The sequence below is a fragment of the Rhodopseudomonas rhenobacensis genome, assembly GCF_014203125.1.
Taxonomy (GTDB): Bacteria; Pseudomonadota; Alphaproteobacteria; order Rhizobiales; family Xanthobacteraceae; genus Rhodopseudomonas_A; species Rhodopseudomonas_A rhenobacensis.
The window spans coordinates 43950-67434 of the sequence record NZ_JACHIH010000030.1; the positions used below are offsets into that span (position 1 = coordinate 43950).

The 23485-nt window shown below is 65.6% G+C and carries 23 protein-coding genes; 9 read left to right on the forward strand and 14 right to left on the reverse strand.

Translation table 11 applies throughout. The features are described from left to right. Positions 1-18: 18 nt before the first annotated feature. The 5 genes from HNR60_RS19155 to HNR60_RS19175 all read left to right on the forward strand — a co-directional run bounded on the left by HNR60_RS19155 (position 19) and on the right by HNR60_RS19175 (position 5889). On the forward strand, positions 19-846 hold the full coding sequence (locus tag HNR60_RS19155) for an OmpA/MotB family protein (RefSeq protein ID WP_184260842.1): 828 nt from the start codon (positions 19-21) through the stop codon (positions 844-846). 257 nt (positions 847-1103) lie between these two features. After that, a complete protein-coding gene (locus tag HNR60_RS19160; RefSeq protein WP_184260844.1) occupies positions 1104-2996 on the forward strand; it encodes a potassium transporter Kup in 1893 nt (630 codons plus the stop codon). Between the two features lie 278 nt (positions 2997-3274). Continuing rightward, entirely contained in the window at positions 3275-3601 is a 327-nt protein-coding gene (locus tag HNR60_RS19165; RefSeq protein ID WP_184260847.1) for a rhodanese-like domain-containing protein, read from the forward strand. 7 nt (positions 3602-3608) lie between these two features. Then, a complete protein-coding gene (locus HNR60_RS19170; RefSeq protein ID WP_184260850.1) occupies positions 3609-4763 on the forward strand; it encodes an aminotransferase in 1155 nt (384 codons plus the stop codon). A gap of 10 nt (positions 4764-4773) precedes the next feature. Next, positions 4774-5889 (forward strand): polyamine ABC transporter substrate-binding protein, encoded by a 1116-nt coding sequence (locus HNR60_RS19175; protein ID WP_184260853.1) that lies wholly within the window; start codon positions 4774-4776, stop codon positions 5887-5889. Positions 5890-6094: 205 nt separating this feature from the next. On the opposite strand, the gene HNR60_RS19180 is transcribed toward HNR60_RS19175, so the two are convergent. From HNR60_RS19180 to HNR60_RS19230, 11 genes are all read right to left on the reverse strand, one after another. Continuing rightward, a complete protein-coding gene (locus tag HNR60_RS19180; protein ID WP_184260856.1) occupies positions 6095-7027 on the reverse strand; it encodes a lipid A biosynthesis lauroyl acyltransferase in 933 nt (310 codons plus the stop codon). After that, complete coding sequence (locus HNR60_RS19185; protein WP_184260860.1) at positions 7027-8049, reverse strand: zinc-binding dehydrogenase; 1023 nt, start codon at positions 8047-8049, stop codon at positions 7027-7029. Before HNR60_RS19185 ends, HNR60_RS19180 begins: the two co-directional genes overlap by 1 nt. A gap of 292 nt (positions 8050-8341) precedes the next feature. After that, positions 8342-9622, reverse strand: coding sequence for a beta-ketoacyl-ACP synthase (locus tag HNR60_RS19190; RefSeq protein WP_184260863.1), 1281 nt, complete (start codon positions 9620-9622; stop codon positions 8342-8344). 25 nt (positions 9623-9647) lie between these two features. Further along, positions 9648-10856, reverse strand: coding sequence for a beta-ketoacyl-ACP synthase (locus tag HNR60_RS19195; RefSeq protein WP_184260866.1), 1209 nt, complete (start codon positions 10854-10856; stop codon positions 9648-9650). Continuing rightward, entirely contained in the window at positions 10849-11322 is a 474-nt protein-coding gene (locus HNR60_RS19200; RefSeq protein ID WP_184260869.1) for a 3-hydroxyacyl-ACP dehydratase FabZ family protein, read from the reverse strand. Before HNR60_RS19200 ends, HNR60_RS19195 begins: the two co-directional genes overlap by 8 nt. 11 nt (positions 11323-11333) lie before the next feature. Further along, complete coding sequence (locus HNR60_RS19205) at positions 11334-11615, reverse strand: acyl carrier protein (RefSeq protein WP_011472564.1); 282 nt, start codon at positions 11613-11615, stop codon at positions 11334-11336. Positions 11616-11793: 178 nt separating this feature from the next. Then, positions 11794-12141 (reverse strand): hypothetical protein, encoded by a 348-nt coding sequence (locus HNR60_RS19210; RefSeq protein ID WP_184260872.1) that lies wholly within the window; start codon positions 12139-12141, stop codon positions 11794-11796. Positions 12142-12168: 27 nt separating this feature from the next. Beyond that, positions 12169-12357, reverse strand: a complete 189-nt coding sequence (locus HNR60_RS19215; RefSeq protein ID WP_184260875.1) for a hypothetical protein — start codon at positions 12355-12357, stop codon at positions 12169-12171. 57 nt (positions 12358-12414) lie between these two features. Continuing rightward, a complete protein-coding gene (locus HNR60_RS19220; protein WP_184260878.1) occupies positions 12415-12936 on the reverse strand; it encodes an MgtC/SapB family protein in 522 nt (173 codons plus the stop codon). A gap of 36 nt (positions 12937-12972) precedes the next feature. After that, positions 12973-13551 carry a peroxidase-related enzyme gene (locus HNR60_RS19225; RefSeq protein ID WP_184260881.1) on the reverse strand — a complete coding sequence of 193 codons (579 nt, stop codon included), beginning with the start codon at positions 13549-13551 and terminating at the stop codon, positions 12973-12975. Positions 13552-13628: 77 nt separating this feature from the next. Continuing rightward, positions 13629-15380, reverse strand: a complete 1752-nt coding sequence (locus HNR60_RS19230; RefSeq protein WP_184260885.1) for an ATP-binding protein — start codon at positions 15378-15380, stop codon at positions 13629-13631. A 451-nt stretch (positions 15381-15831) separates the two neighbouring features. Here HNR60_RS19230 and HNR60_RS19235 point away from each other — a divergent pair, with 451 nt between their 5' ends. Together HNR60_RS19235 and HNR60_RS19240 are read left to right on the forward strand one after the other, a co-directional pair. Continuing rightward, positions 15832-16425: a GNAT family N-acetyltransferase gene (locus HNR60_RS19235; RefSeq protein ID WP_184260887.1), complete on the forward strand. Its 594-nt coding sequence runs from the start codon at positions 15832-15834 to the stop codon at positions 16423-16425. Positions 16426-16559: 134 nt separating this feature from the next. Then, the gene (locus HNR60_RS19240; RefSeq protein WP_184260890.1) at positions 16560-16844 is read left to right on the forward strand and encodes a hypothetical protein; all 285 of its coding nucleotides are present in this window, start codon (positions 16560-16562) and stop codon (positions 16842-16844) included. A gap of 193 nt (positions 16845-17037) precedes the next feature. Here HNR60_RS19240 and HNR60_RS19245 read toward each other — a convergent pair whose 3' ends face one another. Beyond that, entirely contained in the window at positions 17038-17601 is a 564-nt protein-coding gene (locus HNR60_RS19245) for a TetR/AcrR family transcriptional regulator (protein WP_184260893.1), read from the reverse strand. 170 nt (positions 17602-17771) lie between these two features. On the opposite strand from HNR60_RS19245, the gene HNR60_RS19250 reads away from it, so the two are divergent. Then, a complete protein-coding gene (locus tag HNR60_RS19250; RefSeq protein ID WP_246433018.1) occupies positions 17772-18944 on the forward strand; it encodes an MFS transporter in 1173 nt (390 codons plus the stop codon). On the opposite strand, the gene HNR60_RS19255 is transcribed toward HNR60_RS19250, so the two are convergent. Both HNR60_RS19255 and HNR60_RS19260 read right to left on the reverse strand, forming a co-directional pair. Further along, on the reverse strand, positions 18941-19783 hold the full coding sequence (locus tag HNR60_RS19255) for an AAA family ATPase (RefSeq protein WP_184260896.1): 843 nt from the start codon (positions 19781-19783) through the stop codon (positions 18941-18943). The two genes, HNR60_RS19250 and HNR60_RS19255, sit on opposite strands and share 4 nt — an antisense overlap. A 126-nt stretch (positions 19784-19909) precedes the next feature. Next, positions 19910-21826, reverse strand: a complete 1917-nt coding sequence (locus HNR60_RS19260; RefSeq protein ID WP_184260913.1) for a diguanylate cyclase — start codon at positions 21824-21826, stop codon at positions 19910-19912. 192 nt (positions 21827-22018) lie between these two features. Here HNR60_RS19260 and HNR60_RS19265 point away from each other — a divergent pair, with 192 nt between their 5' ends. Then, entirely contained in the window at positions 22019-23194 is a 1176-nt protein-coding gene (locus tag HNR60_RS19265) for a vWA domain-containing protein (protein WP_184260916.1), read from the forward strand. Positions 23195-23485: the final 291 nt, after the last annotated feature.

Genomic DNA, 23485 nt, shown 5'->3' on the forward strand with positions numbered 1-23485 from the left:
GATCGCGGATCAGGGCAAATGGCCAAAAAGAAACGCGAAGAAGCCCACGGCGGTCATGGCTGGTTCGTGACCTTCGCCGACCTGATGGCACTGCTGCTCGCGTTTTTCGTGATGCTGGTGGCGTTCTCGACGCAGGATACCAAGAAGCTGAAGATCGTCGCCGGTTCGATGCGGGATGCGTTCGGCGTGCAGAGCGACTCGCGCTATTCGGGCGTGCTGGAAACCGACGGCATCCCGACCCGCGGCAAAGTTAAGAACAATGCGCATGTTGCGATCGAGGACGCGAGCAACACTCCCAATCCCGACGAAGCCGGCGACTCGAAAGCCGCCGGCGCCCAGACCCAGGCCGAGCGGGAATTTGCGCTCGCGTCGGCGTCGTTGCGCCAGGCGCTGCAGGACCTGCCGGAACTGACCGAGCTGTCGAAGAACATCATGTTCGAAGAGACCAAGGACGGCCTCAACCTCGAGATCATCGACCAGGACGGCCGCTCGATGTTCGCCGACGGCTCCAAGGTGCCGTTCGAGCGCACCCGGCTGTTGATCCAGAGGCTGGCCGCGCCGCTGCGCGCCACGCCGCTGCGGGTGTCGATCGTCGGCCATACCTCGGCGGGGTTGATGCCGGGGCGCACCGACTACAACGCCTTCGACCTGTCGTCCGACCGCGCCAACGCGGTGCGGCAGATTCTGGAACGTGAGGGTCTGCCGACCAGCCACGTCTTCGCGGTGACCGGCAAAGCCGACAGCCAGCCGCTGTTTCCCGACGATCCGATGCTGGCCGCCAATCGCCGCGTCACCATCACCCTGATGCGGGAAAGCCCGCCGCTGCCGCCCGGGCTCAAGCCCTAGCCCTGTCGGCGGCCCCCGGCTCGATCCTAATGTGTTGTCTTTCAACGTCTTTCGGGCTAGCCGTAAGCGCGGTCACCGATCCGCGCCATCCGGCAGATTTTCCACCGCGATGGTCTCGCGAGGCGATTGTGCAGTTGGGGAGTGCCGCGCAAGGGGCGTGACATCGCGTCAACGGTGTTATAATCCGCGTCACCACACGCGCCGTCCTCCGCCGGCAGGGTCGGGATCAAAACTATCATCAGAGCGTTTCCAGCATCATGGCCCTCACCAGCGCCGCGTCGACAGACGCACCCCCGACAACAAGCTTCTGGGCGCTGACGCTCGGCGGCGTCGGCGTGGTGTTCGGCGATATCGGCACCTCACCGCTGTACGCCTTTCGCGAGGCGGTGCATGTCGCCGCCGAGGGCGCCGTGGTCACCCGCGTCATCGTGCTCGGCGTGCTGTCGCTGATCCTGTGGTCGCTGTTGATCGTGGTCACCGCGAAATACGTGCTGCTGCTGCTGCGCGCCGACAACAACGGCGAGGGCGGCACGCTGTCGCTGATGGCGCTCGGCCAGCGCGCAATGGGCCGCCGCAGCGTGTTCCTGATGAGTCTGGGGGTGATCGGCGCCTCGATGTTCATCGGCGATTCGATGATCACCCCGGCGATCTCGGTGTTGTCGGCGGTCGAAGGTCTGAAGATCGCCGCGCCCGCGCTCGAACATTACGTGGTGCCGCTCACGGTCGGGATTCTGGTGGTGCTGTTTGCATTTCAGCGCTGGGGCACCGCGAAGGTCGCCTCCGCGTTCGGCCCGGTGATGATCGTCTGGTTCAGCACGCTCGCGGTGATGGGGCTGATTCACATCAACGACGATCCGTCGGTGCTGGCGGCGATCAACCCGTGGCACGCGGTGCATTTCATGCTGTCGCACGGCATGGTCGGGCTGGTGACGATCGGCGCGGTGTTCCTCGCGGTCACCGGCGGCGAAGCGCTGTATGCTGATTTGGGCCATTTCGGCCGCAAGCCGATCCAGACCGGCTGGCTGTTCTTCGTGCTGCCCTCGCTGCTGGTCAACTACTTCGGCCAGGGCGCGCTGGTGCTGTCGCATCCCGAGGCGGTCGAGAACACCTTCTATCGCATGGTGCCGGAGAACTTCCTGGTGCCGTTGATCGTGCTGGCCACCGCGGCGACGGTGATCGCCAGCCAGGCGGTGATCACCGGCGCGTTTTCGCTGATCAGCCAGGCGGTGCAGCTCGGCCTGCTGCCGCGCTTCGAAGTCCGCTACACCTCGGAGACCCACGCCGGCCAGATCTATCTGCCGCGGGTCAACATGCTGCTGTTGATCGGCGTGCTGCTGTTGGTGCTGTTGTTCCGCAGCTCCAGCGGGCTGGCCTCGGCCTATGGCATCGCGGTGTCCACCACCATGGTGGCCGACGGCGTGATGGGCTTCGTGGTGATCTGGAAATTGTGGGGCTGGCGCCCGGCGGCGGCGGCGGCGTTGATCTTTCCGTTCGTCGCGGTCGACGCGATTTTCTTCAGCGCCAATCTGTTGAAGCTGATGGAAGGCGCCTGGGTGCCGCTGTTGTTCGGCTTCCTGATGGCGGCGATGATCTGGGTGTGGCGGCGCGGCTCGGCGATGCTGATCCTGAAGACGAGGCGCACCGAGGTGCCGCTGAACGACCTGATTCAGAGCCTGGAGAAGCGGCCGCCGCACATCGTCAAGGGCACCGCGGTGTTTCTCACCAGCGACCCGGAATATGTGCCGACCGCGCTGTTGCACAATCTCAAGCACAACAAAGTGCTGCACGAGCACAACGTCATTCTCACCATCCAGACCGCGCAGACCCCGCGGGTCGACCCCTCGGAGCGGGTCACCATGGAGAACATCAGCGACAAGTTCTCCAAGGTCCGGCTGCGCTTCGGCTACATGGAATCGCCCAACGTGCCGAAGGCGCTGGTGATCGCCCGCAAGCTCGGCTGGCAGTTCGACATCATGTCGACGTCGTTCTTCGTGTCGCGGCGCTCGCTGAAGCCGGCGGCGCAATCCAGCATGCCGCGCTGGCAGAATCACCTGTTCATCGCGCTGAGCCGCTCCGCCAACGACGCCACCGACTACTTCCAGATCCCCACCGGGCGCGTGGTCGAGGTCGGCACCCAGGTGACGATCTGAGCGGCGCTGCCGATGTGCCAGCCGCAAGTCTGCGCCTCGGATTCGCCTGGACGCTGCAGACCGATGCAGATCAAGGAATCCCGTGGGATTTTGCCTCACAACGTCGACCTGCGCAGAATAACTGAACCGCCGCGACGAGGACTCCCATGCTGACGAAATGGCTCAAGCGCTTGATTTTCATCGCGCAAGGCGCGACTTTGAGTTTGCCCTTGCCGAGCGTCGCCGTGCTCCTGGGTGTGCAATTCAGTCCGACAGCTGCGACGGCGGGGGAGAGTGGAGTGGGAGCTCAGGTTCAGGATTTGACGCCGCAGCAGGTTTCGGCAGGCATTGCGGAGGGCCGCTATCTGCTGGTCGACGTCCGCGAGCCGAACGAGGTCGCCGCCGAGGCCTATCCCGACGCCGTGGTGGTGCCGCTGTCGAGCTTCGATCCGAAGAGCATCCCCGACCCGCACGGCAAAGAGGTGGTGTTCGCCTGTCGGTCCGGTAAGCGCTCGGTGACGGCGTCGCTCGCCGCGCAGGCCGCGGGCCTCGCCTACGACAAGCATCTCGCCGGCGGCATTCTCGGCTGGAAGGCGTCGGGACTGCCGACCAAGCCGGGCCGCTGATCCGCCGATGAATCCGGTCTTTGCCGATCTGCCGGTCACGGTGTTCGAGGCGATGTCGCAGCTGGCGCGCGACAACAACGCCATCAATCTCGGCCAGGGCTTTCCCGACGATCCGGGACCGGAAGACATCCGCCGCGCCGCGGCGGACGCGGTGCTGCACGGCAACAACCAATACCCGTCGATGATGGGGATTCCGGAACTACGGCAGGCGGTGGCTAAGCACTATGCGCATTGGCACGGCCTGAATCTCGACCCGATGACCGAGGTGATGGTGACCTCGGGCGGCACCGAGGCGCTGACCGCCTCGATCCTCGCGGTGGTCGAGCCCGGCGACGAAGTCATCGTGTTCCAGCCGGTGTACGACTCCTATCTGCCGATCATCCGCCAGGCCGGCGGCATTCCCAAGCTGGTGCGGCTGGAGCCGCCGTATTGGCGCCTCACCGAAGAGGCGCTGCGCGCGGTGTTCACGCACAAGACCCGCGCGGTGCTGTTCAACAATCCGCTCAACCCGGCCGCCGTGGTCTATCCGCGCGAAGACCTCGAACTGCTGGCGCGGTTCTGCCAGCAGTTCGACGCCATCGCGATCTGCGACGAGGTCTGGGAACACGTGGTGTTCGACGGCCGCGCGCATATTCCGCTGATCTCGATCCCGGGGATGCGCGACCGCACCATCAAGATCGGCTCGGCCGGCAAGATTTTTTCGCTGACCGGCTGGAAGGTCGGCTTCGTCTGCGCAGCGCCGCCGCTGTTGCGGGTCACCGCCAAGGTGCACCAGTTTCTCACCTTCACCACCGCGCCGAACCTGCAGGTCGCGGTGGCCTATGGGCTCGGCAAGTCCGACGATTACTTCCTGCAGATGCGCCGCGACCTCGCCGTCAGCCGCGACCGGCTGGCGAGCGGGCTGAAGAGCATCGGCTTTCCGGTGATCCAGTCGCAGGGCACTTACTTTCTCACCGTGGACCTCGCGCCGCTCGGGCTCAACGAGACCGACGAGGCGTTCTGCCGGCGGATCGTCACCGACTACAAGGTCGCCGCGATTCCGGTGTCGGCGTTCTACGAAGAGGACGCGGTGACCTCGGTGGTGCGGTTCTGTTTCGCCAAGAAGGATGCCACGCTCGACACCGCGCTGGAGCGGCTGTCGGACGCGGTGCACCGACGCTAGGACGTTCACGATGCGCTGTTCGATCGGCTTGCAAAAATTCCGCTTTGCCGCAGCGCTGATCGGCTGCGCGGCCTTGCTGCTGGCGCCCGCGCGCGCCGAGCAGCGCACCGTCAACTTCTACAACTGGTCGAACTACATCGCGCCCGGGGTGCTCGACGACTTCACCCGCGAGACCGGCATCAAGGTGATCTACGACACCTTCGACGGCAACGAGACGCTGGAGACCCGGCTGCTCGCTGGCAAATCCGGCTATGACGTGGTGGTGCCGACCGCGTATTTCCTGCAGCGGCAGATCGCCGCCAACATCTTCCAGAAGCTCGACAAGGCGAAGCTGCCGAACCTCGCCAATGCCTGGGATGTGGTGACCAAGCGGCTCGCCATCTACGACCCCGGCAACCGCTTTGCCGCGAACTACATGTGGGGCACCACCGGGATCGGCTACAACGTCGCCGCGGTGCGCAGGATCCTCGGCGAGGGCGCGGTGATCGACAGCTGGGCCACGGTGTTCAAGCCGGAGAATCTCGCCAAATTCCGGGACTGCGGCGTGCACATGCTGGATTCGCCGGACGACATTCTGCCCGCGGCGCTGAGCTATCTCGGCCTTGACCCGAACTCGACCAAGCCGGCGGATCTAGAGAAAGCCGCCGATCTGGTCAGCAAAATCCGTCCCTATGTCCGCAAGTTTCATTCCTCGGAATATCTCAACGCGCTGGCGACCGGCGAGATCTGCCTGGTGGTCGCCTGGTCCGGCGACATCATGCAGGCGCGCAGCCGCACCGCCGAGGCTAACAACGGCGTCGAGATCGGCTACACGATTCCGAAGGAGGGCGCGCAGATGTTCTTCGACAATCTGGCGATCCCGGCCGATGCCAACAACGTCGCCGAGGCGCACGAACTGATCAACTATCTGTATCGTCCCGAAGTCGCTGCGAAGAATTCGGATTTCCTGTCCTACGCCAACGGCAATCTGGCGAGCCAGAAGCTGATCGATCCCAAGGTGATCGGCAACAAGATGGTGTATCCGGACCAGGCGACGGAGAAGCGGCTGTTCATCATCACCGCTCGCGACGCCGCCACCCAGCGCGTCATCAACCGGCTGTGGACCAAGGTGAAGACGGGGATGTAGGCTTCTCCAAGATTGATTGCAGCGCCTGATATCACAATAGACCGTCATTCCGGGGCGCGAGTTCGTCAGAACGAGCGAACCCGGAATCCAGTATTCCAGGGCGGTGAGTACTGGATCCCGGGTTCATTCGCAGCTTCGCTGCTCATGCCCCGGGATGACGGTCATTGTTGAATTGCGCGATCGCGCTGATCGCCCGGACGAGCCGCTACCGCCACCGCCGGTGCAACCACAGCCACTGATCGGGATATTCGCGGACCCAGCCTTCGATCGTCGAGGTGATCACCTGCATGGTGCCCTGGATGTCGATCTCGCCCTTGGCGTTGCGGATCGGCGGAATCTCTTCGGTGAGTTCGACGCGGAAGCGGTGGTTCGGCAGCCGGATGATACGGACGCCGTGGATCGGGCAGTCGATCTGCCGCAGCAGCCGGGCCAATAGCGGATTGGCCCTGGTCTTGCGGCCGAAGAACGTCACCTCGACTCCGTTGGAGAACCATTGATCGACCAGCATGCCGACATGCTGGCCGCTCTGCAGCGCATGCGCGAGCCGGATCGGTGCGCCGCTGCCGGCGGCGATCAGCGTGCCCATTTTCACCGCGCGCAATTGCTGCACGATGCGATCGGCGGCGGCGATGTTGGGCGGGCGATACAGCACCGCGGAGTCGAGGCCATGCGCCACCGCGGCCACCGCCGGCAATTCCCAATTGGCGATGTGGCTGGCGAACACCAGCGCCGGCTTGCCGTCGCGCTGCAATTGCTCGAACAATTCCAGCGTGCGGGGGGCAAGCTCGATGCGGCCGCGGTTGGGATGCGCCGGATCGAAGTCCCAGATCTGATCGAGATGGGCGAATTCGGCGGCGACCCGACCGAGATTGTCCCACACCCCATCGAGAATGGCGGCGATTTCCTCCGGCGATTTGTCCGGGAATGCGGCGACCAGATTGGCGCGGCCGATTTTGTGCTCCGGCAGATGCGGCCCGATCTTGCGAGTCACCCGGCCGAACAAGTTCGCGGTGGCGATCGGATCGAAATGCCGCGTGGTGCGTAACAGCCCGACTGCCAGCGCGCCGACCACGGCGCCAAGCGCCGACTTGGTCAGCTTGCGGGCGATCGCGGCACTGCGGAGGACGAGCCGGTTCATCACAGTTTGACGATGATCTTGCCGAACACCTGGCGGCTTTCCATGCGTTTCAAGGCCACTTCGACGTCCTCGATCGGCACCTCGGTGTCGATCACCGGATGCATGCCGCCGGCGATCTTCTCCAGGCTCTGTTCGATGTTGCGGATGCTGGCGCCGAACGAGCCGAAGATGCGGTATTGCTGCTGAAACAGCTGCATCAGGTTGATGGTCGCGGTCGGCCCCGAGGTCGAGCCGCAGGTGACGAGGCGTCCGCCGCGCTTCATCACCAAGAGCGAGCCGTTGAAGGTGTCGGCACCGACGTGTTCGAACACCACGTCGACGCCCTTCTTCTTGGTGATCTTGCGGGTCTCGTGCTCGAAGCGGTCGTTGCGATAGTTGATGACGTAGTCGGCGCCGAGCTTCTTCACGCCTTCGATCTTGGAATCGTCGCCGACCGTGGTGATCACGGTGCAGCCGATCGCCTTCGCCATCATGATCGCCACGGTGCCGATGCCGGAGCCGCCGGCGTGCACCAGGATGGTTTCGCCGGGCTGCAGCTTGGCGTTGTCGAACAGCATGTGCTGCACGGTGGAAAACGCGATCGGCGCGCAGGCGGCGTCGCGCACGCTGACGCTATCCGGCACCGGGATCACCAGCCGCTCCGGCATGTTCAATAGTTCGCGGGCGAAGCCGTCGACGTGGAAGCCGATCAGCCCGCCGACGTTCTCGCAGAAATTGTCGCGGCCCTCAACGCAGGGCTTGCAGTGGCCGCAGGTCAGCGCGCCGTACATCGCGACCTTCTGGCCGACCTTGAAGCGGGTGACGCCGTCGCCGACCGCGGCGATCTCGCCCGCGGCCTCGGCGCCGACCACGATCGGCAGCTTACGCTTGACGAACGCCATGCCGCGGAAGCCCCAGACGTCGATATGATTGAGCGCCACCGCGCCGACGCGGATCTGCACCTCGCCAGCGGCCGGCTGCGGCGGATCGGGAAGTTCTGCAACCACCAATTGGCGGTCGGCGACGAGGGTGAGCGCGCGCATGGGATGGGGTTCCGGAAAAGGGCGGGGGCTCCGCCGGTTGCGTATCGCGCCTGGAAGCCAAGGCGTCAACCGGCAGGCGCGTTAACTCAAGGTCGGATGCGCGGGCGGCTGGGCCATTGCACCGTGGCCGCGGCATCGGCAGGGCGCTCCCTCTCCCATGGGGAGAGGGTCGGGGTGAGGGGGTACGACTTCTCGTGGGACCTGAACCCCTCACCCGGATTGCTGCGCAATCCGACCTCTCCCAATGGGAGAGGTGAAGCCGTACGCGCGACGGAGGCTCCGCCGAAAACCACTAGCCCGGTTCGCCGGTCAGGATCAGCGAGGCGTTCTGGCCGCCGAAGCCGAACGAGTTCGACATCACCGCGGTGACGCGGGCGTCGCGCGCTACGTTCGGCACCACGTCGAACGGAATTGCCGGATCGGGGACGTCGTAATTGATGGTCGGCGGGATTCGTTGATGCTCCAGCGTCAACAGCGAGAAGATCGCCTCGACGGCGCCGGCGGCGGACAGCGTGTGGCCGACCATCGACTTGTTCGACGACACCGGAATCGTGGTGGCGCGTTCGCCGAACACCGTGGAGATGCCGAGATATTCCATCTTGTCGTTTTCCGGCGTGCCGGTGCCGTGGGCATTGATGTAGTCGATCTGCTCGGCCACCAGGCCCGCATCCGACAACGCGTTGCGCACGCAGCCGACGATCGGCTTGCCGTCGGGGCTGGAGCGGGTGCGGTGAAAGGAGTCCGCGAGTTCGCCGCAGCCGGCGACGATGCCGAGGATTTTCGCGCCGCGCGCGGTCGCCGAGGCGTAGCTTTCCAGCACCAGCGCGCCGGCGCCTTCCGCCATCACGAAGCCGTCGCGGTTCTTGGCGAACGGCTTCACCGCGGCCTGCGGCGGATCGTTCTGGGTCGACAGCGCCGACAACAGCGAGAATCGGATCAGCGCTTCGGGATTGACCGAGCCGTCGGTGCCGACGCACAGCGCGGCGTCGACGTCGCCGCGGCGGATCGCCTCGACGCCGAGCTGGATCGCGGTGGTGCCGGAGGCACACGCGGTCGACAGCGAAATCGGCGAGCCCTTGGTGCCGAAGGTTTCCGACAGATGATCGGCGACCGATCCGAACAGGAAGCGATGATGATAGGCGCTGTATTGGCCGCCGCCGCTGACGCGCAGCATGGAGTCGTAATTGATCTCGGTGCCGGCGCCGACGGCGCGGGCCAGTTCCTGGCGCGGCAGCCATTCCAGTTCGACCGGCGCCACCGCGAGAAACAGCGGCCCCGGGAAATCGCCCTTGCGGCCGATGCCGGCCTGCGCGATCGCCTCTTCGGTAGCGATATTGGCCAGCCGTTCGCCGAGCACGGTGGAGGAGAACGGCTCCACCGGCACGAAGTCGATCGAACCCGCCATCGTGGTCTTCAGGCCGTCGGTGGGAAAGCGGGTGATGGTGCGAATGCCGGATTCGCCCGCGGTCAGTTTGGCCCAATTGTCGGTCTTGCCGGCGCCGAGCGAGGTCACCACGCCCATGCCGGTGACGACGACGATCGGACGGCCGAATTTGTCGCGTGTTGCTGTCATGTCGTCTCCGTGGGTCCGGCGCCGCTTAGCTGACGGCTTCGACCAGCGCCATGCCTTCGCCGCGCCAATGCCCGGCGCCGACCACCACGATCTGGGTCGGCGGCGCCGAGGTGTCAATTTCGAGCCCGGTCGGATCGTTGGCCGGAAACAGCGCGCCGCGCGAGATCGCCAGTGCGGCGAGTGCGAGACCGAGCGGAAACTGGCTCTCCATCAGATGGCCGAAGCTGGTGCCGGTGGCGCGCACCGCGATGCCGGGATGCTTTTCGAGGAACGCGCGCTCCTCGGCGGTCGCCGGAGCCGCGCCGGTCGCGCCGGTGATAATGGCGCTGGCGTTGTCCGGGGAGCCGAGTTTCTTCCACAGCTTTTCCAGCGTCGCGGTGACGTCGCCGGGCTGTTTGCGATGCGACAGGTCGGCGACGACGTTGGTCAGCCGCGCCAGCGGCTTGGCGCCGCGCGCTTCGGCGTGCTGGCGGGATTCGATCACCACGAAGGCGGCGCCGGAGCCGAGCGCAAAGCCGGGCTGGCCGTCGCGCGCCCACACCGGCTGGTAGGCGTTCTTCAGATTGAAGTCGCCGAACTCGTAGAGCATCAACAGGTCTTTGCGCTCGCCGTTCTGCGCGGCGCCGATCAGCGCGATGTCGCTTTGGCCGGCGGCGATCCGCGCCAACGCGATCCGCGCCGCGTCGGTGCCGGCGGCTTCCTCGCCCATGAAGGTGCGCGACGAGCCGGTGACGCCGTGCACGATGGCGATGTTGCCGGCGAGCAGGTTGGACAGCTGCGCCAGAAACAGCGTCGGCCGCAGATCGTTCATCAGCCGTTCGTTGAGATAGCCGGGCGACGCATTGCCCTGGCCCTCGGAATTCAGAATCGCGGAATCCACCGCCAGATCGCGCTCGCCGCCGCCGGCGGCGACGATCATGTCCATCTTCGAGAGAATATCTTTGTTGCCCTTGATCCCGGCGGAATCCAGCGCGAGGCCGGCGGCATAGGTGCCGATCCGCTGCCAGGCTTCCATCTGCCGCTGATCGCCCTTTTTCGGGATCTGCTGATCGAAGCTGATCGGCGCCAGAGGATGCACCACATAGGGCGCAAACGTCGTGGCGTCGGCGTTGACGCGGCGCTCGTTCAGCGCCTGCCAATGCGCGTCGAGCCCTTCGCTCAGCGAGGAGGCGAGCCCGATCCCGGTGATCCAGGCTTCCACAGGTTGCGTTGCGGTCGTGTGCGTCTCAGCCATGGGCGATCGCCTGTTGCGGAAAACCGATGCGTTCAGCCATCACTTCCATATGGCCGCGCAGATCCGGGTTCGGGAACGGCACGTGACGGAAGGTGAGGGTGGCGTTGCAGGCCAGCTTGCCGCCGCTCGAGATCTTGGCGGAGGTCATGCTGTAGCCGGATCCTTCGTGAACCAGGCTGGCCTCGATGGTCAGCAGTTCGCCGGGGGTGACGAAGCTGCGCATCTTGGCTTCCTTCACCGCGGCGAGAAACGGCATGCGTTCGAACTTCATCAGCGCGATCAACAGCCAGCCCGAGGTCTGCGCCATGGTCTCGATCAACAGCACGCCCGGCATCAACGGATAGCCGGGAAAATGCCCCTCGAAGATCGTGCTCTCCTGCGGGACCTGGGCTTCGACCGTGATGCTGCGGCTGTCGACGTCGAGCGCGACAATCCGATCGATCAGATGGAAATAAGCAAGGTTCATCGGCGTGGGCGCTACGCGCCCTTGGCCGCGACCAATTCGTCGATGCGGGCGCTGAGATTGCTGAGCACGAAGTACTGCTCGGTGGTCGCCTTGCCGTCGTTGACCTCCTGGGTCCACTTTTCCAGCGGCAGCTTGATCCCGAACGCCTTGTCGATGGCGAAGGCGATGTCGAGGAAGTCGAGGCTGTCGATCCCCAGATCGTCGATCGCGTGGCTTTCCGGCGTGATCGTGTCGCGCGGAATGTCGCAGGTTTCCGCAATGATTGTAGCGACCCGATCAAAAGTGGAAGTCATCATGAAGCCTTTGATATTGTGATGATAATCTGCTCGCTGCAGGATCCAGAACCCAGCGTCCCCCGGACGGCTCCGCGCGGCAAGGAAGCGATCGTTTGCCCGTATAACGGAGCGCTGCCCGGAGTTCAATGGCACCGAAACGCCGGGGTGGTATCCTGATCCGGTCGGGATTTGAGGGTCAGCCCTGCGGAGCGCCGATCTGCGCGCAGTCCCGCCGGCCCATCAGCACGCAGTCTTGCGTCTTGCGCATGTCGGCGAGACTGATCGCCAGCCAAATGCCGATTCCGGTCAGCGCCAGCGTGAAGGCCAGGGCCGCCAGATTGGCCAGCATGCGATGGCGGAACTCGTCGGGCTGGTGGACGCTTGGCTGGTGCTGCGCAGAGTCGGCGGCGGGCGTCGTCGGCGCGGTGGTCCCCTGACGCCGCGGCGCGGCGTGCTGGTCCGGCGACAGCGCTGCGGCGGCGCGCGGTCGGAACTGCAGCACGCGGTGATCATCGTCGGCAATGATGGGTCGCTGGGCCTTCATGACTGCTAATCCGCTACGCGATGCTACTCACAGCGCATCGGCGCAGTTTGGAGAAAAACCTCGTCGACCACAACCGGAAACCGTCAGCGGAATTTGCATGAAGCGCATGACGCTGAAACGGGCTGCGGGGGCCGGTGAAGTGACCGTGGCGAGGGCCTCCTTGCTGATGCCGGGGCCGAATAGCGAGATCCGCGCGGCGAGTTGGTCATCCGGCACCGAGCGCCAGCCCCGATGCCGGCGGCAACCGCTATAGGCGAACAGAGCGAGCGCCGCTTATGCGCCGATCGGCGGCTCGCCGGGATTTTCAGAATCGTTCGGCCCCGGTTCGGCGCTCGGCTTTGCCGCTTGCTCGTCCTTGCCGCCGAGCAGCCGATGCAGCGTCCGCTCCAACGGGCCGCCGGTCAGCAGGATGACGAAGGCGATCGCCAGCGCCACGCCGACGATGCGCCATTGCCCGGTGCCGCAGACGATGCCGACGCAGGCGGTGAGCCAGGTGCAGGCGGCGCTGGTCAGGCCGCGCACCCGGGCGCGGTGCGGCGAGCGCATGATCACGCCGGCGCCGAGAAAGCCGATGCCGGTGAGGATGCCCTGGATCACCCGGCTGGTGGCGTCGGTGATGCGGCCGACGCTGTCGCCGGGATCGGCCAGCATCACCACCACCGCGGAGGCCAGGCTGACCAGCCCCAGCGTGCGCACCCCGATCGGCTTGCCGTGCAGGTCGCGATTGAGCCCGATCGCGCCACCGGCGAGGGTGGCGACGCCGAGGCGCAGGACGATCTCCGACCACTCGATCACTTCAACAGCCTCGCTTCGACGCCGCGCTACGCGCTGCTATTTCGGCAACCGGCCCATCAGGTAGAATTCGTCGTTCGGCCGCATCGCGGTGACGTTGGCCAGCCGGTTCGACAGCGCGAAGAACGCGGCGATCGCGGTGATGTCCCAGATCTCGTCGTCGGAAAAGCCGTGGCGGCTGAGTTCGTCCATATCCTTCGAAGCGACGGTCTCGGCGGAGCGCGACACCTTCATAGCGAAATCGAGCATCGCGGTCTGCCGCGCGGTGATATCGGCCTTGCGATAATTCACCGCGATCTGGTCGGCGATCTGCGGGTTCTTGGCGCGAATGCGCAGGATCGCGCCGTGCGCGATCACGCAGTAGTGGCATTGATTGGCGGCGGAGGTCGCCACCACGATCATCTCGCGTTCGGCCTTGGTCAGGCCGCCGTCCTTTTCCATCAACGCGTCGTGATAGGCGAAGAAGGCGCGGAATTCGTCCGGCCGATAGGCCAGCGTCAGGAACACGTTGGGCACGAAGCCGGATTTCTCCTGCACCGCGAGGATGCGGTCGCGGATGTCGGCGGGCAATTCGGCGAGAGCAGGGAGGGGAAACCGCGGGGCGATCGGCGACGGCATGGGCAAGATCCGGCGTACTTGAAGGGCGCGCAGTGTCGGTCGCCGCCGCGGCGAAAGCAAGCGGACCGCCGCGCCGATTAGCGCAGCGGCTTCTTCAGCAGCGAGAAGCGGTCGGGATCGAGCCCGAGCGAGGGCTGCAGCAGCGGCGCCTCGACGCCACGCGCGATCGGCCGCTCGGTCGGGCCGGGATCGTTGGGCACGTCGCGGTGCGAAGTGGCGCCGCGCCAGCGCTCCAGCACCGCGGTGACGAAATGCATGTCGTGGCCGGCGGCGGCCGACGGCACCGTGGCGATGGTCGCCTCGGAGCGCGGCAGTTGATGCGCCGGCACTTCCTTGAAGCGCAGCCGTGTCGGCAACGCCACGCCTTCGCCGAACGCCAACACCTCGCGGGTGCCGAGCGAGGGGATGAACGACAACAGATTGGCGGCGGCGTCCGACACCGCCGAGCGCAGCAGCGCCTGGTCGCGCTCGTTGGCCAGCCGCATCGCGAACAGCGTGTTGCATTGCGAGATGATGGTCGGGTCGAGCTCGGCCGGCCGCTGCGTCACCAGGCCGAGATAGACGCCGTATTTGCGGCCTTCCTTGGCGATCCGCGACACCGCCTTGCGGGTCGGGCCGAAGCCGATGTTGCGGTCGGCGGAAGCGTAGCGATGCGCTTCCTCGCAGACGAACAACAAGGGCGACACGCCGTCGCTCCACAGCCCGAAATCGAACGCCATCCGGCACAGCACCGACACCACCGAATCGACGACTTCGGCGGGGAAGCCGGCGAGCTGCATGATGGTCATCGGCCGGCCGTTGGCGGGCAGCCGGAACAGATGGCTGATGACTTCCGCCATGGTGTCGCCGCCGACATTGGCGTTGTCGAACATGAAGGCGTAGCGCGGGTCGTTGCGTACGGTCTCGATCCGCGAGATCAGCTTGTGATAGATGATGCGCGAGGAGCGGTTCTCCAGCTTGCCCATCCGCTCGTCGATCAGCGAGATCAGGTCGACCAGCCGGTACGGCACCGGGGTGTCGGCGGTGTAGCCGATGGTCTTCGGATCGATCCGCTTCAGTCCGAGCCGGTCGGAGTTCTGATATTGCGTATAGACGCCCTTGGCGATCGGCAGCACCTCGGCGAGAATATCCAGCTCTTCCGGCACGCCGGGGCGGCCGCCGAACAGCACGTCGACGATCTCTTCGAAATTGAACAGCCAGAACGGCAGCTTCAGATTGCGCGGGTTCAAGACCAGCGCGCGGTCGCCGAAGCAGCGGCCATATTCGTTGTGGACGTCGAGCAGGAAGATCCGCAGATGCGGCCGCGATTTCAGAATTTCGTTGAGCAGCAGCGACACGCCGCTCGATTTGCCGACGCCGGTCGAGCCCAGCACCGCGAAATGCTTCGACAGCATCTCTTCGACGTCGACATATGCGATCACGTCGGGATCCTGCTGCAGCGTGCCGACATTGATCTGGTCGGAGCCGGTCGGCGCATAGACGGTGCGCAGTTCCTCGCTGCTGATCAGCTCGACGGCGTCGCCGATGGTCGGATAATTGGTGACGCCGCGCTGGAATTTGGCGCGCAGCGGTCCGCTGACGATTTCGCCGAGCAGGTCGACCGAGGCGATCGCGATATAGTCGTCGGTCGGCGGCAGGTTTTCGCAGGTCACCTCGGTGATCATCGCCACGATGGTCGAACTCGCGCAGCGGATCGAAATGAAGCGGCCGACGGTGGCGCGCACCTGCGCGCGCTCCAGCTTGCTGGTCGCCAACAGCCCGATGCGGGCCAGCGACCCGCGAACCGAAATGACCGTGCCAAAGCTGGAGGGAGTAGTTAGGTGTTGCATCGATCAACCGCGTTGCCGCGCCTCTGAATTGGGAAAATCTGCAGGATTTTGTTGGATAAAGCGTTAAGCACGCGATGGTTCGCCAAGGCGCGAAAACGACTCGCCGCGCCGCCATCGCTGCTTGATACGCGCGCCGTGCCGCTCACGCGTTGTTTTATCTCACGATAACGCACGTCCGGCGTCGCCGCGCTGCGCCGCGTCGGCGGCTCGTCGTTGATCGTTTGTTAAGCATCCGCGCCGGAATGCGCCGCGCGGCGGCCGGCGCTTTCGCCGCAAGACACCACGTCGCGCGGCTCGATCTCGCCGGGCGCTGCAAGATCAAGCCGCACAGGGTGCGTTGGTCGGTCTGCCGCTGAACTTTCTCGATCGCCGAAACGCCGCGCGAATCGGTTGCCTCGCCGCGCGCGGCCCTGCAAAGCTGCTACGCGACAATCCCTTGGAAGGAAATCCGATGCCTTGGCTGGAACCGATCACCCTCAGCGGCCCGCACGCGACGTTGCAGCCGCTGGCGCCGGCGCATCGCGACGGGTTGGTCGCGGCGGTGCAGGACGGCGAGTTGTGGAAGCTGTGGTACACGTGGATTCCCGCGCCGGAGGCGATGGAGGCCGAGATCGCGCGGCGCTTGGCGCTGCAGAGTGCCGGCGCGATGCTGCCGTTCACCGTCAAGGACGCCGAGGGCGGCATCGCCGGCATGACCAGCTACATGCATGTCGATGCCGCCAACCGCCGCGTCGAGATCGGCTCGACCTGGTACGCGAAGCGGGTGCAGCGGACCGGCGTCAACACCCAGTGCAAATTACTGCTGCTCACCCACGCCTTCGAGAAACGGGATTGCATCGCGGTCGAGTTCCGCACGCATTTTTTCAACCATGCGTCGCGCCGCGGCATCGAACGGCTCGGCGCCAAGCAGGACGGCATTTTGCGCAATCATCAGATCGCGCCCAACGGCACGCTGCGCGACACCGTGGTGTACAGCATCGTCGCGGCGGAGTGGCCCAGCGTGAAGGCGCATCTCGAATATCAGCTCAACGAGCGGTTGCGGTAGGTTGATAGCGATGAACGAAATTGCCGATAGCGGCGCGAAACTGATGATTTTGCGGGCAGAATCGGCGGAATTCTCGCGCGTTCCAATTTGACCTACATCATTTTGTTTTTGCTTGAGCCGGGCAAAGTGACCCCATGCCGTTTTATCGATTTCACATTTGCGATCCGATCAACCGCGTCGATGGCCCCGGCCACGACGGCGCGGCGCTGGATGATGACATCGATGCGACGCTGTTTGCCGCCGGCGTGATCCGTCGCCTGGTGCAGCAGCACCCCGACGCCTCGAAGAACTGGTCGGTGGAGATTATTCGCGACGAGCGCACCGTTGGCGTGCTGCCGTTCGAGAAGGGCTGCCAGGTGATGGTGCGGCCGCAGTGGAACTACGAGCCGCTGTTCGAGTTCGGCGACGAACTGCGCTAGGCGCGGTTGCCGAGCGCCTGCGAGTCTGGCCGAAAATATAGCATTGAAATCATCGCAGGCGATTTGTCATTGCGAGCCGAGGACGGCGCGGTGCGCCGGCCGAACAGCGCAGCAATCCAGCGGCCGCGTGTGGTGCCTCGGATGCTTCGTCGCACGGGCTTCCCGCAACCCATGACATGTCGTCGATGGCCGCTCAACGCGGCTGCGGCAGGGACAGAAGCCGCGCGAGCAAGGCGTGGCAATAGGCCGGCGTGATTTCCCGATCATCGTACAGGATGTGATAGATGATCGGCGCCATCACATGGTCGATCACCTCATCGACATCGAACGGCTGTTCGCCGCGCGCTTTCGCCCGTGCGGCGATGGTGGCGAGATGGTTGCAGGTGAAGCCGGCGCACTGCACCGGGAAGCTCTCCGCGGACGCGAACACGTCGCGCATCAGCGCGCGACCGACCGGCGACGACATTTCTTCCGCGTATTGGTCGACGAAGGCCTTCAGGTCGGTTTGCAGCGATCCGGTATCGTCGGGTTCGGCGATCGGCCGTAACCGCTCCACCGCGACGTCGGCGAGCAGGGCGCCGAGATCGCCCCAGCGCCGATAGATCGTCGATGGCGTGACCCCCGCCTCGGCGGCGATCTGCGGCACCGTGAGCTCGTCGCGCGGCGTCGTCGCGCTGAGGTCTCTGACGGCCTGATGAACGGCGGACTGGATCCGCGCGCTCCGCCCGCCGACCCGGATCTGTTCCCTGACCGCCATGATGAACGCCTTGCAACCAAGCCATGCAAATAAGCAGGGCGACATTAACGCAAAATATTTGCGTTAAGGCTGCCGTTTCGCTATCTCTAAAACAATGAATTAGCTTTAGGGAGGCCGTGATGCAAGCCAGCCGAGAGATGTGCGCACCAATGGCACCAGCGAGGCCCACCATGCGCCGGCAGTTGCCGCCCGCCGCCATGACCGCTTTCAGCTTCCTCGCTGCCGTTCTGGTGACGGCCAGCAGCGCCGCGGCGACGCCGCTGTACCGGCTCTATCAGCAATCGATGCAGCTTTCGCCGCTGATGGTCACCGTGGTGTTCGCGGTCTACGCCTTCAGCCTGCTCGCGGCGCTGCTCACCGTCGGCGGCTTGTCCGACTATGTCGGCCGCCGCCCGGTGATCTTCGGCGCCTTGCTGTTGAACGCCGCGGCGATGATCTTGTTCGCCGGCGCCGACAACGTCGTGCAGTTGATCCTGGCGCGCGCCGTGCAGGGGCTTTGCGTCGGCACCGCCACCACGGCGCTGGGCGCCGCGATCCTCGACACCAATCGGACCCAGGGGCCGTTGCTCAACAGCGTCACCGCCTTCGTCGGCATGATGTTCGGCGCGCTCGGCACCGCTGCGCTGATCGCCTTCGCTCCGAATCCGTTGCACCTGGTGTTCGAAGTGCTGCTCGGCCTCACCGCGCTGATGCTCGGACTGTTGTGGCTGATGCCGGAAAGCGCCGGCCGCAAGCCCGGCGCGCTGGCGTCGTTGTGGCCGCAGGTCACCGTGCCGCGGCAATCCCGCGCGGTGCTGCTGCGGATCATGCCGGCCGGCATCGCGACCTGGGCGCTCGGCGGATTCCATCTGTCGCTGATGCCGACGGTGGTGGCGACGACGATGGGCACCAGTTCGCCGTGGATCGGCGGCGGCGTGGTCGCGACGCTGATGCTGTTCGCGGCGATCGCGGTCGGGCTGTTCCGGTTTGTGCCGGCGGAGCGGCTGATGGCGGTCGGCACCAGCACGCTGGCGCTCGGCGTCGCGATCTCGCTGTTCGGCATTCAGCAGCACAGCGTCGCCGAACTGTTCGCCGGCACCGCGGTGGCCGGGATCGGCTTCGGCGGCAGCTTCTCCGCGACCTTGCGCGCGCTCTTGCCGACCGCCGAACTGCACCAGCGCGCCGGCCTGCTGGCGGCGTTCTACTTGCAATCCTACCTGTCGTTCAGCCTGCCGGCGATCGCCGCCGGCCTGGGCGTGCCGCTGCTCGGCCTCGTCACCGTCGCCTACGTCTATGGCGGAGTGATCATCGCGCTGGCGGTGATCTCGCTGATCGCCTCGGTCTGGACGGCGCGGGCCGGCTAGACCTCCCGCCGGCTGAGAAACGCCAGCCGTTCGAACAGATGCACGTCCTGCTCGTTCTTGAGCAGCGCGCCGTGCAGCGGCGGGATCAGTTTGCGCGGGTCGCGCTCGCGCAGCGTCTCCGGCGCCATGTCCTCGTTCAGCAACAGCTTCAGCCAGTCGAGCAGCTCCGAGGTCGACGGCTTCTTCTTCAGCCCGGGCACTTCGCGGACCTCGAAGAAGATCCGCATCGCCTCGGCGACCAGCCGCGGCTTGATGCCCGGGAAGTGCACCTCGACGATCTGGTTCATGGTGTCGATGTCGGGAAACTTGATGTAGTGGAAGAAGCAGCGGCGCAGGAACGCGTCCGGCAGTTCCTTCTCGTTGTTCGAGGTGATCATCACGATCGGGCGCTTCTCGGCCTTGATGGTCTCGCCGGTCTCGTAGACGTGGAATTCCATGCGGTCGAGTTCGAGCAGCAGGTCGTTGGGAAACTCGATGTCGGCCTTGTCGATCTCGTCGATCAGCAGCACCGGGCGCTGCGGGTGGGTGAAGGCCTCCCACAATTTGCCGCGCTTGATGTAGTTGGAAATATCCGACACCCGGGCGTCGCCGAGCTGGCTGTCGCGCAGCCGCGACACCGCGTCGTATTCGTACAAGCCCTGCTGCGCCTTGGTGGTCGACTTGATGTGCCAGGTCAGCAGCGGCGCGCCGAGCGCTTTTGCGACTTCCTCGGCCAGCACGGTCTTGCCGGTGCCGGGTTCGCCCTTCACCAGCAGCGGGCGTTCCAAGACGATCGCGGCGTTGACGGCGATCTTGAGGTCATCGGTCGCGACGTAGTCCTTGGTGCCGGTGAATTTCATGCCGTATCTGCCCTGTGGTTTCTCAATGCGTGGTGCGTTGCGAACCACACTAGTTGAAAAACCGCGCAGGTCTAGGGCAGCGCCGGCATCGACCCGGCAGGTCGGCTTCGTCTGTGCGTGGAGCGATCAGCCGGCGGAAGCCAGCCGGTTGAGCGGCACGATCGCGCTATCCTCCTCAGCCTGCATCGACACCGCGACGCTGCGATTGCGGCCGCTGCGTTTGGCCTGATACAGCGCGAGATCGGCGGCCAGCACGATGTCTTCCTCCATCCGCATCGCGGCGCTCTTGCCGGCGATGCCGATGCTCACCGTCACCGGGCTGCGGTCGTCGCTCGCCCCGGCAATCTCCAGCGCCGCGATGTTGCGGCGAACGGTTTCGGCGATCTCGACGGCATCCTGTTCGCCGACGCCGGGCAGGATGACGGCGAATTCCTCGCCGCCGTAGCGCGCCGCGAGTCCCGTCGCCGGCGTGGCCTCCGCCAACACCTTGGCGATGCGCTTCAGGCAGGCGTCACCGGCCTGGTGACCGAACTTGTCATTGAAGCGCTTGAAGTGGTCGACGTCGAGCAACATCAGCGAGAGCTGATCCTGTGCCGCAAAGTGCAGCCGCAGGAAGCCGTCCATCGTGCGCCGGTTGGCGAGTTCGGTGAGACCGTCGGTGGTCGCCAGTTCCGCGAGCCGGAAATTCAGCGCCTTGAGTTCTTCTTCCATCTTGTGGCGCTCGGTGACGTCGCGCAGCACCGCGACGATCTCGTCGGCATCGGCGTCGGCGTCGATCGAGGCGGCGAGCTTGAAATTGACTTCGACCCAGGCTTCCGAGCGGTCGGCGCGCAATGTCCGGAACAGCGCGGTGCGGGTCTCCGCGGGATTCGTCAGCTGCGCCGCGGCGCGGCGCACCGATCGGATGTCGGCGGGCTGCACCAAGTCGAAGCAGGATTGCCCGAGCAGCCGTCGCGGCTCGAAGCCGAGCACCGCCTGCGACGATGGCGAGACGTACAGAAACTTGCCGTCGCGGCCGAGCAGCATCACCACGTCGGCGATGTTGTCGGCGAGCAGCCGGTAGCGGGTCTCGCGCTCGCGCAACGCGCGTTCGATCGACATCCGCAGCCGGAACTGCGAGGTCAGCAGCGCCGCCAACAGCACGATGCAGCACAACAGCAGCGCCGCGACGGCGATATCGGAGCGCAGCCCGTCGCGCCAGCCCTGCAGAATATCGTCGTCGTGCTGCGACACCGCGACGACGATCGGATAGCGCGGCGCCTTCGCATAGCCGTAGTGGCGAAACCCGCCGTCGCGAGCCACGACTTTGTGGAGTCCCGTCAACTTCGCCGGCAACGCGTGCAGCGCCGGATCGCCGCGCGGCGAGGCGGTCGCGGACAGCGTCGGTTTCGACTGCATCAGCACCACGCCGTCGGTGCGCAGAATGCTGACATTGCCGCGCTTGCCGAGCTGAAAGCTCTGGTACAACGTGCTGAATTGCTCGGTGTTGATAATCGCGACCACGATGCCGGCGAAGCCGCCGTCGGCGTTGGTCAATCGCTTCGACAGCCCGACGCCGGACTGACCCGCGATCCGTAGCGCGAAGATGTGCAGGGCGGGGTCGGCGCGATCGCGGTGATAGGCGAGGTTGGACGCCAGGGCGTCGCCGGCAAGGGCGGCGTCGGCGAGCGAGGAGACGCCGGTGTTGCCCTCGGCATCGAACACGGCGATGGCGCGGATCTGCGGCAGCCGCGCGACGATGTCGCTCAAGCGGCGCTGGGCGCGGCCCGGATCCGGCGCCTGCAGCGGCCGGGCATCGACGATGTTGCTCAGCGCGACGTCGACCGACTGGATCGCGTGCGAAGCCTGTTCGGCCAGCGAATGCGCCAGATTCTCGATCGCGACGGAACGCTGCGCGAGTTCGCTGGTCCGCGCCGTGGCGGCCTTCCAGGCCACCAACCCGATCACGCTGCCGCTCATCGCCGCAACGAACAACGCGACCACGATCGCCGCGGACATCGGGCGGCTGAGCAGGCGGGCCAGTCGGGGGGCGTGCTGGGACATTCGAAGCCCTCGGAACCAAACGGACGTGCAACCTAACGGCGGTTTGCTTTACCGATGGCTAAGGGTTCGTGCGGTGCAATCCGGAACTGGGCCGTGCCCGTCGCGCGGTGGCGCGCTCGTGCCATTGCTGTTGCAGGGCTTTCCTCGGTCATGGCCCTTGACGGCCGCTGGGCGTCGGGCAATCTGTCAACCATGTTCCTGCAATTTTTCACATCGCTGCGCGACGCGCAGGTCCCGGTGACGCTGCGCGAGTATCTCACGCTGATGGAGGCGCTCGACGCCGACCTCGCCGGACAGAGCGTGGAGAATTTCTACTATCTGTCGCGCGCCGCCTTGGTGAAGGACGAGCGAAATCTCGACAAGTTCGACCGGGTGTTCGGCACCGTGTTCAAGGGGCTGGAGAACCTGCTCGACGCCATGGAGAAGGCGGAGATTCCCGCCGAATGGCTGAAGAAGCTGGCGGAGAAGTATCTCACCGAGGAAGAGAAGAAACAGATCGAGGCGATGGGCTGGGATAAGCTCATGGAGACGCTTCGGGAGCGCCTGAAGGAACAGAAGGGTCGGCATCAGGGCGGCAACAAATGGATCGGCACCGCCGGCACATCTCCCTTTGGTGCAGAGGGCTACAATCCGGAAGGCGTGCGGATCGGCCAGGACAAGAGCCGCCATCAGCGCGCGGTGAAGGTCTGGGACAAGCGCGAGTTCAAGGATCTCGACGGCAATGTCGAGCTCGGCATCCGCAACATCAAGGTGGCGCTGCGCCGCTTGCGCAAATTCGCCCGCACCGGCGCGCCGGATGAACTCGATCTCGACACCACCATCAAGCAGACCGCCAACCACGGCTATCTCGACGTGCACATGCGCCCGGAGCGGCGCAACGCCGTCAAGGTCCTGGTGTTCTTCGACATCGGCGGCTCGATGGATTCCCACATCAAGCAGGTCGAGGAATTGTTCTCGGCGGCGAAGGCCGAATTCAAGCACATGGAATATTTCTACTTCCACAACTGCCTCTATGAGGGCGTGTGGAAGCAGAACCGCCGCCGCTTCACCGACCGCACGCCGACCTGGGACGTGCTGCACAAGTATCCGCACGACTACAAAGTGGTGTTCGTCGGCGACGCTTCGATGTCGCCTTACGAAGTGATGGTGCCGGGCGGCTCGGTCGAACACATCAACGAGGAGGCCGGCTCGGTGTGGCTCGACCGCGTGTTGCGCACCTATCCGCACGCGGTGTGGCTCAATCCGGTGGCGCAGCGGCACTGGGACTATTCGGAATCCACCACCATCATCCGCCGGCTGTTCTCCGAGCGGATGTTCCCCTTGACGCTGGAGGGCCTCGAGGCCGCGATGAAAGAATTGGTGCGATAAGAGCCTTGCGGCGAGTCATCGGCGCTGCGCCGTTGAATGCGTCACCTCTCCCCGCTTGCGGGGAGAGGTCGAACCGCGGAGCGCAGCGACGCGGGTCGGGTGAGGGGGCGTCTCATCGAGTCCGGCCTGGCTGCGACGGGGGGCCGCCCCCCCCCCCCCCCCCCCCCCCCCCCCCCGGGGGGGGGGGCGGGGGGCGCCCCCCCCCCCCCCCCCCCCCCCCCCCCCGGCGCGGGGGGGGATTAAAAAGCCCCGCCCGCCGCTTCCCCCACCACCGCCCCCCCCCCCCGCCCG